We start from the raw sequence: 14,919 nt of genomic DNA, 5'->3' as shown, positions 1-14,919 counted from the left end.
TGGGAAGAGTAAGGGAGAGACCCTTATCTTATATTCGCGATACTGATAATATCCGAAAACACTCCGGCAGCCGTGACGCTTGCTCCTGCACCATATCCTTTTATTATCATAGGGTATTCGTTGTATCGTTCGGTGGTTATCTGTATGATGTTATTACTACCTTCGAGATCGTAGAAAGGATGATTTTGCCCCACTTCCTGTAAGCCTACTTCACATTTTCCATTCTCGTATTTGGCAACAAAACGGAGATGCTTATGCTCGCTTTCCAGTTTCTTACGTCTTTCTTCAAATTCAGAATCCAGTTGACGGATATTTGCCCAGAATTCTTCAATTGTGCCATTGAAGTATTCCTGCGGAACAAACAGGTTTTTCTCTACATCGGCCTGCTCTACCTGATATCCGGCCTCACGTGTAAGGATAACCAGTTTGCGGACTACATCCATCCCGCTGAGGTCGATACGCGGGTCCGGCTCCGAATATCCGCTTTCCTTAGCCAGATAGATGGCTTTGCTGAAAGGAATATCTTTGCTTATGGTATTAAATATAAAATTGAGCGTACCCGAAAGTACAGCTTCTATTTTTACGATTTTATCTCCTGAATTGATAAGGGAGTTCATTGTATTGATGATAGGAAGCCCGGCGCCCACATTTGTTTCGAACAGGAACTTTATATTGCGTTCGCGTGCTGTATTCTTCAGCTTTATATAGTTGTCGTACGCAGACGATGCCGCTACCTTGTTGGCTGTGACCACCGAAATGTTTTGTGACATCAGGTCTCCATATATCTGTGATACAGGCTCACTGGCGGTACAGTCTACAAATACGGCATTAAATATATTCATATTTATAATCCCGTCGCGCAGTATTTCGGGCGAACTTGGTATACCTTTTTCGTCCAGCTCGGTTTTATAATTATCAAGGTTTATACCTTCGCGGCAGAACAGGGCTTTGCGTCCTCTGGCTATACCTACAACATTTAACTTGAGTGCATACTGTTCCATCAGCTTCGGTTGTTGCTGGCGGATTTGCTCTATCAGGTTTCCTCCCACTGTACCGATGCCGACAATGAAAAGGTTCAATGCCTTATATTCCGACAGGAAGAACGAATCGTGAATAGAGTTCAGGGCTTTACGCAGGTACTTATTCTTGATGACGAATGAAATATTTACCTCCGAAGCTCCCTGCGCACAGGCAATGACGCTGATGCCGCTCTTACCGAGTGTCTCGAATAATTTTCCGGCAATACCCGGAGTGTATTTCATATTCTCACCGACGATAGCGACTGTGGCAAGTTCGGTTTCAAGTAATACCCGGTTGATACTGCCTAATGAGATCTCTTTTTCGAATTCTTCTTCAAGCACCCGTACGGCAAGCGTTGCGTCCGCTGAACGGACACCTATGGAAGTGCTGTTTTCGGACGAAGCCTGTGAAACCAGGAATACACTGATGCCATTCTTAGCCAATGCACGGAATATACGGAAATTGACTCCGATAATACCTACCATACCCAACCCCTGTACCGTAATCAGGCAGGAGTCAGAGATGGAAGAGATTCCTTTTATCATGGCTTTGCTCTTTCTGGTTTCACCGTTATGTGAAATATATGTACCCGGAGCATCAGGTTTGAATGTATTCTTTATGCGGATAGGTATATTTTTGTGATATACCGGGAATATTGTAGGCGGATAAATCACTTTTGCCCCGAAGTTACAAAGTTCGGTGGCTTCGGTGAATGTAAGGCTTTCAATTACATGCGCATTGTTTATTACTTTCGGGTCGGCTGACATAAAGCCGTCGACATCGGACCATATTTCCAGAATATTGGCATCTAATGCCGAGGCGAATATGGCTGCGGTATAGTCCGATCCTCCCCGTCCGAGATTGGTAATTTCCCCGGTTGTTTTACAGGTGGATATAAATCCGGCAACCAATACTTTTTTCGATGAATTTTCAAAGGCATTCCGTATCAGCTTATTTGACAATTCCATATCAGGCGTATGTTTCCCAAACGCGCAATCGGTCTTGATAAGCTGTGTTACATCGAGCATCTCATAATCTGAGAATGCATAACTAATGATAAGAGTAGACAGGCGTTCTCCATAGCTGACTATCTTATCTGATGTTTTTGGAGAAAGGTCGTTGATAAGAAATACTCCTTTGAAGATATTGCTTAATTCATCCAGGAGTTTGTTGACTTCAACCGCCAGTTTTTCGCGTTGAGATTCGGATATATCAAGTTTGCAGACAACCGTTACATGTTGTTCCACTATTTCCCTGAATTCCCGTTCGTATGAATAATCTCCGGCTGCGGCCAGCTGGGAGGTCGTTAATAATTTGTCCGTTATACTTTTGAAAGCTGAAACTACTACGACTATGGGTTCGTTAACCCCGCTTATTATTTTCTTTACATTGGCTATGTTCGCGGCGGAACCTACGGATGTGCCGCCAAATTTCATTACTTTCATTTAGTATATTGTTGGTTTTGCGTTTATTGCTTTATTTGATATTTAAACTTTTGATGTCTTTATTTATCTAAAAGTATTTTAGCCCGTTTCTTACTCTGTTCAATAAAAGGAACTTTCTTGGCTACCCAATCGGTATGTGCTATAGACTTCGTTGTTTTAACGCGTGCAACTCCCGTAATCTGTGCTATAGCTTCTGCCAATAAAGGTTCGGATGAATCTCCGAGTTCAGAGAATCCACCCTTCCAAGTGTCTAATATAGGGATTCTGGTTTCTTGTCTGACTCCATTATCATCTTCATAATAGGCATCAACCATTTCATATCCCTCTTCCCACTCTGAAACCTCATAGTCCGGAGTTAGGCCATAGATATAATTTCCTTCACCATTTGCATCGGTTATGCGGGAGACAATCGGTTGTAATTGCCATTTGATACGATCACTTTCCGCTTTTATAGTAATTGAACCTTTGTCTTTCCCTACAGTTGTTTTCCCTACATGGTATACAGTCATATATGGTCTTAAACTGTGGATAAGTAATTCACTGGCCGAAGCTGAGTTTTCAGTGGCAATAATATATACACGGCTTATATTTAACCGGGGAATTTCGATGTTTGTATTATATACTTTATCAAGGAAATATTCATTAAATCCATTTGAACCATATTTTGCAACCAGTGAATCTGAGAAATATTTATTGTATGTTTCTTTTGCGAATATTTTACTGGTGGTTCTGTCTTTGTACAAGGCGCTTGCCAAATCCATTGCAGAGGTAAGGTATCCACCTAAATTATAACGCAGATCAAGTACAAACTCTGTGATTCCCTGATTATTCAAGGTCTGCATACTCTCTATAAGTTCTATGTCATAATCGTAGTTGCTGCCATCTTCATCCGTACCTCTTTCGAATGCGTTATACATCAGATATCCGATACTGGTTCCCAAACTTTTGATAACTTTACTTATAAATACCGGAGATGTTTTAGTTGCAGAGGCTTGGATTGTTTCCAGTGTTTGCTTTATTCCGTCTTTATTATAAACAGATAATTTAAACGAAGTTCTCCCTTCAAAAATTACAGAATAATTTTCATATGTCAGAGGCGTTTCATCTATTTTATATATTATCTGTCCTCTTTTCAAACCTTTAGCTTCTGCATCACTTCCTTTATTTACGGATATTATAAAGAGACCTATAGATGAATTTTGGTCGGTTTTCGTGGGAAAATAAGAGTATGGGATATAGTCGAATCCAAGGCTCGTGTCTGCATAAAGACTTTTAGTCTTTTTAGACACATCCTCTTCTATCCAGGAAAATCTGTCCCCGTTCACATCTTTATATTTATAAAGAATATTATAAAAGAATTTATCAGGATTCTGCGTATAATTGGGAGATGCCGGTAGTTCATCATTCCAAAGGTAAACCCGTTCCATCCTGTCATATATCCATTTATTCGTATATTCTTCATCAGTCAGGTTAGAATCGGAATTTGAGTCCTCATTGTCCTTACACGCAGTAAAAGATAATGCTATGATTAATATAATAAATGTCAGTTTTGCTTTCATAAATATTAACTATTTGGTGCGTATTATAATAAATTGCCTGCAAAACTCTATATTTTATAGACGTTTGCAAATATATGGATTATATATCCTTTTACAAAATTAATTCCCCTTTGCCCTGTCGCATTATTTCCGGTTCATCGCCCGTACAATCCACAATTGTAGACGCTTCTATACCACCATATCCTCCGTCGATAACAATATCTACCAAGTCCTGATATCTTTCATAAATCAGTTCCGGATCTGTAGTGTATTCTATCACTTCATCATCATCTTTAACGGATGTTGTCATTATAGGATTGCCTAAAGTATGAACGAGTTCGCGTATAATATTATTGTCGGGAATACGAATACCTACGGTCTTTTTGTTCTTGTATATTTTAGGAAGGGATGAAGTCGTATTCAGAATAAATGTAAAAGGGCCGGGCAGGTTCTTCTTCATCAGCTTGAATGTATTGTTGTCCACTCTGGCATATTCGCTGATGTTGCTCAGGTCGTAGCAGATAATCGACAGGTTGCTTTTCTCGGGATTAATGTCTTTCATCCTGCATATTTTTTCCACTGCCCGTACATTGAGTGCATCGCAGCCAATGGCATAGACTGTGTCGGTAGGATAAACAATGAGCCCGCCGTCCTGCAAAACTTTTACAATCTTATCTATCTCTTTCGGATTAGGATTTTCTTCGTATAACTTTACAAGCATAGTATAAATTCAGACAATAGTATTTTTCCCAATAATCAATCACTGTTTATTTAATACAATCAAGCTCTGTGTCAGGGGTCAATTGTATTATTGTCAAAGATATGGCAATAATCTTTAATCTTTCTTCACAAATCGAAAAAACTTAAAGAATTAACATAGACTTAATACCTTTTGGCTGTAAAGGATAATTACTGTTTCGCGGATTAATCTTTCTTACAACGGACCGAGAAATGATTGTTTCTTGAGCTGGGAGACCAGTCTATGGAACTGGTACTATTGTCTACTCTTCGCTTCCAGGAATTTGCTCCATTGTAGGAACTGCTGGCCCACCAGTGGTTGCTTACACCATAACCGGTTACTCTGTTTTGATTTGCAAATCCCACCAGATAACCTGCAAATCCTCCCTGGTCGGAAGGCTTACTGGTTCCCAGGTACGCGCCGGCCGCTTCTGTAGAGTTTTTCATTACATTACCTACGTTTGCATCAGTCGCTGTTGTCTGGGAGCTGTACAGATCGGGACGGAGCTTGAGGGCTTCCGTCAGCATGTACCATTCTGTGTCGGTTGGTAAATGCCATCCGGAAGGACATACACCCTGACGCCTGACTTCGGTAGATGCTCCGGCCGTGCCATATTTTTCGTCATTTGCTTCGTAAGTAGGCGGATTGTCAACGTTGCCTTGGCCGTTTGTGGTATTGCCTTTCTGCGAAGAGGCGGCAGCCCAGTTATATAATTTGCCATTCTCGCGGATGCGGGCGGCGGTTGCACCTGTGTTGCTGGGGGTATAGTATTGCATAGCGACATAAGTATCCGCAGGACTATTGGTTAAGCCTTGCGTATAGCGTAGATTTTGTGTCATCCATATTCCCGCGTCGATTATGACGACTTCGACAGGGGTACAGCTATATGGACTACCTGCCTTAACTGAATGAAAACGTGCCGTATGGTATGTTTCGCCGTCTCTCGAGTCGACCAGCTCGGCTTCAGGACCTGCCAGAGATGGAGGAATGGTATTTGTGGGGTATGAAACCAGTGGTTGCCATTTACTTCCTGTCCACACATGTACTCCCGGGCATAGTCGGTCGGCTTCACTTGTTTCTATTTTCTTTGTGTTATATACAACTGTTCCTATATAGTCAGAATTGCTTGTGGTTCCGCTGGCAATGGTGAGTGTATTGTTCGCCGCCAGTTCCACACGGGGAAGCATCAGCCCTTTGTTGCTGGTACCATTCGGATTTTCCTTCAGGTCTAATAATGCCCCTTTCGACGGTTCCTCGGTAGAACCGATTGTTACTTGGGAGAATGCTCCTATAGGAGATAATACAAGTATTGCGATGGATATGTGAAGTAATGAAAAACAGATTTTCATATTGACTGGTATTATGATTATAAACAAATCTGGGGAAAAGTTAGTTCTCGATTAATCAAGAAATCGTAATATATAGCTTTGGTTTTGTCTGATTGTAGCAAATGATTGCCAGTGTATTTTTGATAAGATGGTGGTTAATGTAAAGAACGGCTCATAAATAATGTTTTATGAGCCGCTGGTCAGGTATTATTTGTTTACTTCTTTTCTATATAGTCTTCAACAATTGCCTGAGTAAGCCCCATGTTAGAGAATCCTCCGTCGTGGAACAGGTTTTGCATAGTTACCATACGTGTAAGGTCTGAGAACATCACGATACAGTAATCGGCGCAGGATTCCGCGCTGGCATTACCCAGTGGCGACATCTTCTCTGCGAAATCGAAGAATGCGTCCAGTCCGCCGATCCCTTGTCCGGCGGTAGTCATTGTAGGCGATTGGGAAATCGTATTTACACGTACTTTCTTGTCGCGGCCATAAATGTATCCGAAGCTGCGGCCAAACGACTCAAGCAGGGATTTGGCATCAGCCATATCATTGTAACCGGTGAATGTGCGTTGAGCAGCAATGTGGGTAAGTGCAAGAATAGAACCTCCTTCAGCAATGGCATCCAGCTTTTTAGCTACCTGCATCATTTTGTGGAAAGAGATTGCCGAGATATCGAGAGTCTTATCCAGAAATCCGTAATCAAGGTCGTCATATGCTCTGCCTTTGCGCAGATTGAGTGACATACCGATAGAGTGGAGTACGAAATCGATTTTTCCTCCGAGAGCTTCCATCGATTGTACGAATACTTGTTCAAGGTCTTCTACACTTGTGGCATCGGCAGCGATAACTTTTGCATTCAGTTTTTCTGACAGGGCTTTGGTTTCGCCCATTCTTACGGCTACCGGAGTATTTGATAGTGTAATGATTGCTCCTTGTTCCACGGCTTTTTCGGCCACTTTCCATGCAATTGATTTTTCGTTCAATGCACCGAAAACGATTCCTCTTTTACCTTTTAATAAATTGTTACTCATTTTTATCGTTATTTGATGATTATTAGCTACTTATAAAAAATGTGATAGCTGTTTATTAATCTTTATCGCACAAAAATAGTAAAAATGTGCAATAGTTGATGCTAATAGATATAAAATTTACAGGATGTGCTCTCAACTTGCCGGAACCTCGGATTTCTTCTTGTCTGTAAGAATTACCAGTAATACGGCACCTATAATAATCAATAACCCGAACAGGCCGTTCCATCCGAATGGTTCGCCAAAATGGAATATCCCCACAGCTGTAGCGACTACGGGCTCTAACGATCCGAGTATGGACGTAATGGTAGACCCTGCGTGCTTTACGGCTGCAACAAGCGCGAGATTGGATATAACTGTCGCAAATAATGCCAGACCGAGAAGATTGAAAATGGACGGTATATCCGGTACCAGTTCAATACCTGTGGTAGAATAGGAAAAGACCGCAAATATAAATCCGCCGAAAAGCATCACATAGAAAGTGATGGTTTCGGGCTCCAGTCTCTTTATTTCAGGGCTGTTGAGCCATACGATATAAATGGAATAGGTGAAGACGGTCATCAGTACAGCCAGTAATCCTGTTGTACTGATAAATCCGGAATCGCTCCAGCATAACAGAGCCACACCTGTCAGGGACAGGATAGCTGCGAATAAAAGATTGCGGGACAATTTCTCCCGATAGAATATAATCATCATACAGGAGACCGACACAGGATAGAGAAAGTGTATGGTGGTGGCAACTCCGCTCGAAATATAATTGTAAGAATAGAGCAGGCCCATAGCTGTCAGCGTATATAATAGGCCCAGGCAGAGAAGCTGCGCCGCAGCCTTTGGTGATATCCGGAGGTTCTTTTTTCTGATAAGGCATACCGTTCCTATGAGTAATACCGAAATCAGGCATCTGTAGAAAAGTATGGATGGCGCATGCATCCCCGTTTTTAGTAGCGGAATGGAGAAGAATGCAATGAGTCCGAATGTTCCCGATGAGGTGAGTGCGAGTATGATGCCTTTTGTCTTGTTCATGTTATCTTTCTTTAACGGGTGCAAATCTAATAAATATTTTTCGGAAGCCTGCTACTTTGATATGTGAGGATAGGAAAGGCAAAAAATAAAAACCCTTTACTTTCATTTGTAAGTAAAGGGTTTGATATATTGTTTAATGTGGGTGTTTATTATTCAGACTGTCCTTCCGGGGTTATCATATCCGTATTATCTCCACTTTTCTTAATCTCTATTTCCACATTTTTAGGCGGCTCTTCAGTCTCCTTTAATATTTCTTCCGAACGGGAAACCCACTGGCGCTCACCAAATATCTTTTTCAGGTCTTCGGCAAATATGACTTCCTCCGTTACCAGCAGATTAGCCAGTTTTTCATGACCGTCGGAATGTTTGCGAAGCAGATCCTTAGCTCGCTCATATTGTTCGTTTATCATTGCCTGCACTTCCTTATCTATCAGCAGGGCAGTTTCCTCGCTATAAGGCTTGGTAAAACCATAAGCTTCTCCCGATGAGTCATAGTAACTTATATTCGGCAACTTCTCGCTCATTCCCAGATATGAAATCATGGCATATGCCTGCTTGGTTACCCTTTCCAGGTCATTAGCGGCGCCGGACGATATATGACCGACAAACACCTCTTCCGCGGCCCGGCCTCCAAGTAATGCGCACATTTCGTCCAGCATTTGCTCTTTGGTCGTAATTTGCCTTTCTTCGGGCAGGTACCATGCAGCCCCGAGGGCTTTACCCCGCGGAACAATAGTAACTTTGACCAAAGGATTGGCATATTGCAGGAACCAACTTAATGTGGCATGTCCGGCCTCGTGTATGGCAATGGTCTTTCTCTCATCGAGAGTTGTCACTTTATTCTTCTTTTCCAGACCTCCCACAATACGGTCTACTGCATTGGTGAAGTCGTCTTTCTGAACAACTTTCTTCCCTTTGCGGGCGGCAATCAGTGCAGCTTCATTACATACATTGGCAATGTCCGCTCCTGAGAATCCCGGTGTCTGACGGGCAAGGAATTCCACGTCCACTGTATCGTCGATTTTTACGGGGCGAAGATGTACTTTAAATATTTCCTTACGGTCGTTCACATCCGGCAAATCGACAGTTATCTGGCGGTCGAAACGTCCTGCACGAAGTAACGCTTTATCCAGAATATCGGCACGGTTGGTTGCAGCAAGAATAATGATACCGCTGTTTGTACCGAAACCGTCCATTTCCGTTAACAACTGATTCAATGTGTTTTCACGTTCATCGTTCGAACCCATATTTAGGTTGCGTCCACGGGCGCGTCCGATAGCATCTATCTCGTCGATAAAGATGATACACGGCGATTTTTCTTTAGCCTGCTTGAACAAATCCCTTACGCGGGATGCTCCCACACCGACGAACATTTCCACAAAGTCGGAACCCGACAGGGAAAAGAACGGAACATTCGCCTCTCCTGCAACGGCTTTTGCCAACAATGTCTTACCTGTTCCCGGAGGGCCTACAAGCAATGCACCTTTTGGTATTTTACCCCCTATTTCGGTATATCGGGAAGGGTTTTTAAGAAATTCCACAATTTCTTCTATTTCTTCTTTGGCTTCCGACAGTCCGGCTACATCTTTGAATGTAACACGCAGATCGGAACCTTTGTCATATAGCTGGGCTTTTGACTTGCCCACGCTGAATACTCCGCCGCCACCGCCGGAACCACCGCCTGACATACGGCGCATCATATAGATGAAGAGTCCGAATATCAATACGATAGGCAGGAAGCTCAGGAGTATATCCCATGCGCTGGTCGTATTCGGTTCATAGCTGACATCGATGCTGTAGTTATGTTCTGCCCTTACCTTGTCGTAAAAGTCAGAAAATTTATCGGCCGAAGGTATTTTTACCAAAATAGAAGGTTTATCCCCGGCCTTATCGGCATCTGCCTTAAATACATGATTGACCGAGTCTTTGCGGACAGTGGCCTTTAGTGTATTGCTTTTATTGTCGACTACAATTTTGCTTATGCTGTTATCTTTCACATAACCCTGAAATTCGGACCATGCTATCTCTTTCTGAATTCCGCCTGTATTCTCGGAGAAAAAGTACATTCCGATAATAGCGGCAAATACAATCAGGTACACCCAATAGAGATTAAACGGCATCTTAGGGCCTTTCATTCCCGGCGTTTTCGGCTTGTTATTTTCTCCTTTATTATAATTATCCATATATTATTCTGAAAGTAATATCTTTTTAATTGGTTTTTGGTTTTACGGAATACAACAATCAATAAAGGCTATTTGTTGTCAGTCGATATCGGGGATATTTTCCAACTTGGCATCGGCCCATAAATGCTCAATGTTATAAAATTCACGCAATTCCGGTAAGAACACGTGTACAATAACCGTACCATAATCTATTCCTACCCACCGGCCTTCTCGTAATCCGTCGATAGAAATGGGACGTTCTTTCTTCTTTTTTTTCAGTGAATCCACGATTTCATCCGATATAGCACCTACTTGTGTAGGAGTATTTCCTTCGCATATAACAAAGTATTGGCAGATAGTTCCTGGTAGTTCTGTCATATCCACTATGACAATATTCTTTGCTTTTTTATCCTGACATGCAGCTACGATGCTGTTTGCTAAACTTTTACCTTCTTTCATTCGTAATTTTAAAGTGTTTGAATCTGTTTTAACCTACAAATATAAGGGGTTTTTTGAACAAATCGATTATATATTATAGAAGAACAAAGATTTAAATAAAGAAAGATGAAGAGGTAAGATAAAATCAGCTTACTTTTGTATTATGAAAATGTTTGATCTGATAACAATAGTAGGCCCTACTGCATCCGGCAAAACAAATTTTGCCTGTCATCTGGCTCATTCTCTCAATACCGAAATCATCAGCGGAGATTCCCGGCAGGTGTATAAGTCCATGGATATCGGTACCGGTAAGGATCTGGCCGATTATATAGTGGACGGAAAAAATATACCGTATCATCTGATAGATATCCGTGAAGCAGGAGATAAGTATAATATTTTTGAATATCAGTCAGATTTTTATCAGGCTTATACTGATATCAGTAACAGAGGTAAACTCCCCATTTTGTGTGGAGGGTCAGGTCTCTATATAGAATCTGTCCTGAAAGGGTATTCGCTTGTAAATGTTCCTGAGAATAAAGAATTGAGAAAAAAATATGAAAAACACAGCCTGCAGGAACTTACCGATATATTGGCAACGTTTAAAAATCTCCATAACACCACTGATGTAGATACTGCCCAACGTGCTATCCGTGCTATAGAGATAGAAGAGTATAAACAAGAACACCCTTTGGAGCAAAATGAATTTCCTCCGTTAAACAGCCTTGTTGTCGGGGTAGATATTGACCGGGAGCTTCGCCGCGAAAAAATATCGAAGCGTCTGAAAGCCCGCCTCGATGAAGGGATGATAGAAGAGGTGCAAAATATATTGGATGAAGGAGTTGCGCCTGATGACCTCATTTATTACGGACTGGAATACAAATATGTCACTCTCTATCTGTTAGGGAAACTATCTTATCAGGAAATGTTCTCACAACTCGAAATCGCTATCCATCAGTTTGCCAAACGACAGATGACCTGGTTTAGGGGGATGGAAAAGAGAGGGATTCATATTCACTGGATAAATGCATCACTCCCCATGAACGAAAAGATAGGAAAGGTGCTGGGGCTCTTTCAATAAAAAATAAACAGGAAAACACGATTATATTCCTCAAACTCGATATAACTATTTTCGTTATATCGAGTGCGAAAGTATGATATCAGCTATTGCCTTTTGGGTTAATGCAGGGTTAAATCATAAAATTGGATATATATTCTTGTTTCTTGAATAGGATTTCAGTATTCATGTAAATTATATAAAATAGATTTACAGTGAATTAAACAGCCTTTTATTTAAGCATCATGAAAAAAATATTTTTATCTCTATCCCGGTATTCTTATTTTCTTTCTTCCGTCCTTCCGGAGAGGGGAAATGAACAGAAACACATTTCCGGTATTACCTCCGGAAACCATCAGAAAAATCCATATGCCGATTAGATGAAACTCGTTATAAACTCTCTTCTGATGCAGGTTATACCCCTAAGAAATAAATAATAACTAATTATAAAAAACCAATTTAATGAAAAAATTACTATTTTTTTGTCTCGGCATAAGTGTTTTGCTGAGTTGCAAAACTGAGAAAGTACATGATTATGAAATCGTCAAAAATGATCTGAGGGCTCCGGCCTATCCTCTGATAACGATAGACCCTTATACTGCGGGCTGGTCGTTTACGGATAATCTCTATGATGGAAATGTAAAGCACTGGACGGGGAGTGATTTTCCCTTTATCGGTGTAGTCAAAGTGGATAATAAGGTCTATCGCTTTATGGGAATAGAAGAAACTCCGATGCAAACAGTTGTTCCAAACTCGGAACAAGGGGGTTGGACAGGAAAATACATTACCTCTAAGCCCGCTGGGAACTGGTTCAATAAAGACTTTAACGATGCCGGATGGAAAGAGGCTCCTGCAGCTTTTGGCTCCATTCCGCAGGAAATTACAGCTAAGACAGAGTGGAATACCGAGTATATATGGGTAAGACGTGTTATCAATCTGGATGAAGACTTATCCGGAAAGAAAGTGTATCTTGAGTATTCCCATGACGATGATGCGATTATCTATATCAACGGTATCGAAGTTGTCAATACAGGAAATGCCGCTAAGAAAAATATTCTGGCTCCATTATCAGAAGAGGTGATTGCTACACTGAAAAAAGGAGAGAATATTATTGCCGGTTACTGTCACGATCGCGGAGGATTGGCCCTGCTTGATTTTGGATTGGTAATGGAAAAAGATCATAAGAGATTATTCGAAACCACAGCTGTTCAGAAATCCGTAGATGTACAGGCTACACAGACCCATTATACATTTACATGTGGTGAAGTAGATCTGAAACTGACTTTCACCGCACCTTTATTTATGGAAGACCTGACTCTTCTGTCGCGCCCTGTAAATTATATTACATACAATGTTTCATCTAATGACGGCAAAGCACATGATGTAAGCCTGTACTTCGAAGCGTCACCTGTTTGGGCGCTGGACAAACCGTTGCAGCAATCGGTAAGCGAAGGATTCGAAGACGGGAACCTTATATTCCTTAAAACCGGAAGTCTCGATCAGAAAATATTGGGAAAATCGGGTGATAACGTGCGCATCGACTGGGGGTATTTCTATTTGGCCGCCGAAAAAGGAAATACAACCTCAAGTATAGGAGACGCTGAAGAATTGAGAGCGAACTTTATAGAAGGTGTCAAAAAAGAATCTACTGAAAAAAGGGAGAATACAGGTGATAAGTTGGCTCTGACCCGTTCACTGGGTTCTGTAAATAATACTGTTGCCGGGAAAATAATGATCGGTTATGATGATATATACTCTATCCAGTACTTCGGAGAAAATCTGAGACCATATTGGAATAAAGATGGCGACCAGACTATCATAGGCATTTTCCATAAAGCAAATCAGGAGTATGATAAGTTGATTGAAAAAGCATATCTGTTTGATAAGGAGTTAATAACGAAAACAGCACAGGCCGGAGGTAAAGAATACGCAGAACTCTGCGCTCTTGCTTATCGTCAGGCTATCACGGCGCATAAGCTGGTAGAAGCCCCGAACGGTGATCTGCTCTTTTTATCGAAAGAAAATTTCAGTAATGGTTCCATTGGTACGGTAGACGTGACATATCCGTCGGCTCCTTTATTCCTGTACTACAATCCTGAACTGGCAAAAGGTCTGCTAAACCACATCTTCTATTACAGCGAAAGCAACAAATGGGTAAAACCTTTTCCTGCTCACGATGTAGGCACTTATCCTCTTGCCAACGGACAAACATATGGCGGCGATATGCCGGTAGAGGAAGCCGGAAATATGCTGGTTCTTACTGCTGCGATCGCGCACATAGAAGGAAATGCCCAATATGCTGAAAAACACTGGGATGTATTGACTACATGGACTGATTATCTCGCTGAAAACGGACTTGACCCCGACAACCAATTATGTACAGATGACTTTGCCGGACATTTTGCACATAATGTTAATCTTTCTATAAAAGCTATAATGGGTGTTGCATCGTATGGTTATCTGGCCGATAAATTAGGTAAAAAAGATGTGGCAGAGAAATATACTTCCAAAGCAAAAGAAATGGCGAAGGAATGGGAGAAAATGGCAGATGACGGGGATCATTATCGTTTAACATTTGACAAGCCTGGAACATGGAGTCAGAAGTATAATCTGGTCTGGGATAAAATATTGGGGCTGGGTATCTTCCCTGCGGAGGTTGCACAAAAAGAAATTGCTTATTATCTTCGCAAACAAAATAAATACGGGTTGCCTTTAGATAACCGTGAAACCTATACCAAAACAGATTGGATCATATGGACAGCTACTCTTACTCAAGATCAGGAAACGTTCCAGAAGTTTATCAGTCCGCTATACTTATTTGTGAATGAGACCCCCGACAGGGTACCCATGTCAGACTGGGTATTTACTGATCGGCCGAATCAGCGCGGGTTTCAGGCAAGATCAGTAGTGGGAGGATATTATATAAAAATGTTAGATCGTTAATTAAAAACACAAAAAAATGAGGAGAATAGGATTATTATTCTTAAGCATTGTCGGTTTGCTGGGCGCGGCAAAAGCACAGCAAGCAGAATTAGTTGACTATGTCAGTCCCCTGGTAGGTACCCAGTCTAAATTTTCTCTATCCACGGGCAACACCTATCCGGCCATTGCCATGCCATGGGGAATGAACTTCTGGATGCC

The 14,919-nt window shown here is 41.5% G+C and carries 12 protein-coding genes; 4 read left to right on the top strand and 8 right to left on the bottom strand.

The annotated features are described in order from the left end of the window. Nucleotides 1–23: 23 nt before the first annotated feature. The 8 genes from thrA to rsfS form a co-directional block, all read right to left on the bottom strand. Nucleotides 24–2,465: a bifunctional aspartate kinase/homoserine dehydrogenase I gene (gene thrA, locus B3317_RS09950; RefSeq protein ID WP_291111057.1), complete on the bottom strand. Its 2,442-nt coding sequence runs from the start codon at nt 2,463–2,465 to the stop codon at nt 24–26. Between the two features lie 59 nt (nt 2,466–2,524). Then, nucleotides 2,525–4,024 carry a S41 family peptidase gene (locus tag B3317_RS09945; RefSeq protein WP_291111055.1) on the bottom strand — a complete coding sequence of 500 codons (1,500 nt, stop codon included), beginning with the start codon at nt 4,022–4,024 and terminating at the stop codon, nt 2,525–2,527. A gap of 91 nt (nt 4,025–4,115) precedes the next feature. Further along, the gene (locus B3317_RS09940) at nt 4,116–4,724 is read right to left on the bottom strand and encodes an L-threonylcarbamoyladenylate synthase (RefSeq protein ID WP_291111053.1); all 609 of its coding nucleotides are present in this window, start codon (nt 4,722–4,724) and stop codon (nt 4,116–4,118) included. 203 nt (nt 4,725–4,927) lie between these two features. After that, nucleotides 4,928–6,091, bottom strand: a complete 1,164-nt coding sequence (locus B3317_RS09935) for an FISUMP domain-containing protein (protein WP_291111051.1) — start codon at nt 6,089–6,091, stop codon at nt 4,928–4,930. A gap of 194 nt (nt 6,092–6,285) precedes the next feature. After that, nucleotides 6,286–7,104, bottom strand: coding sequence for an enoyl-ACP reductase FabI (locus B3317_RS09930; RefSeq protein ID WP_291111049.1), 819 nt, complete (start codon nt 7,102–7,104; stop codon nt 6,286–6,288). 132 nt (nt 7,105–7,236) lie between these two features. Further along, the gene (locus B3317_RS09925; protein WP_291111047.1) at nt 7,237–8,124 is read right to left on the bottom strand and encodes a DMT family transporter; all 888 of its coding nucleotides are present in this window, start codon (nt 8,122–8,124) and stop codon (nt 7,237–7,239) included. 149 nt (nt 8,125–8,273) lie between these two features. Continuing rightward, nucleotides 8,274–10,307 carry an ATP-dependent zinc metalloprotease FtsH gene (gene ftsH, locus B3317_RS09920; protein WP_291111045.1) on the bottom strand — a complete coding sequence of 678 codons (2,034 nt, stop codon included), beginning with the start codon at nt 10,305–10,307 and terminating at the stop codon, nt 8,274–8,276. Nucleotides 10,308–10,385: 78 nt separating this feature from the next. Further along, complete coding sequence (gene rsfS / locus B3317_RS09915) at nt 10,386–10,745, bottom strand: ribosome silencing factor (protein WP_291111043.1); 360 nt, start codon at nt 10,743–10,745, stop codon at nt 10,386–10,388. A 142-nt stretch (nt 10,746–10,887) separates the two neighbouring features. On the opposite strand from rsfS, the gene miaA reads away from it, so the two are divergent. The 4 genes from miaA to B3317_RS09895 all read left to right on the top strand — a co-directional run. After that, nucleotides 10,888–11,802, top strand: coding sequence for a tRNA (adenosine(37)-N6)-dimethylallyltransferase MiaA (gene miaA / locus B3317_RS09910; protein WP_291111041.1), 915 nt, complete (start codon nt 10,888–10,890; stop codon nt 11,800–11,802). A gap of 221 nt (nt 11,803–12,023) precedes the next feature. Then, nucleotides 12,024–12,158 (top strand): hypothetical protein, encoded by a 135-nt coding sequence (locus tag B3317_RS09905; protein WP_291111039.1) that lies wholly within the window; start codon nt 12,024–12,026, stop codon nt 12,156–12,158. 82 nt (nt 12,159–12,240) lie between these two features. Then, the gene (locus B3317_RS09900) at nt 12,241–14,721 is read left to right on the top strand and encodes a glutaminase domain-containing protein (protein WP_291111037.1); all 2,481 of its coding nucleotides are present in this window, start codon (nt 12,241–12,243) and stop codon (nt 14,719–14,721) included. Between the two features lie 16 nt (nt 14,722–14,737). After that, nucleotides 14,738–14,919 (top strand): hypothetical protein (locus tag B3317_RS09895; protein WP_291111035.1); only part of this gene is annotated, 182 nt, incomplete at its 3' end.

It is taken from the genome of Dysgonomonas sp. UBA7710 (assembly GCF_002482385.1).
Classification (GTDB): domain Bacteria; phylum Bacteroidota; class Bacteroidia; order Bacteroidales; family Dysgonomonadaceae; genus Dysgonomonas.
Note: the sequence above shows the minus strand (reverse complement) of the source record. Positions and strands in the feature narration are given on the sequence as shown.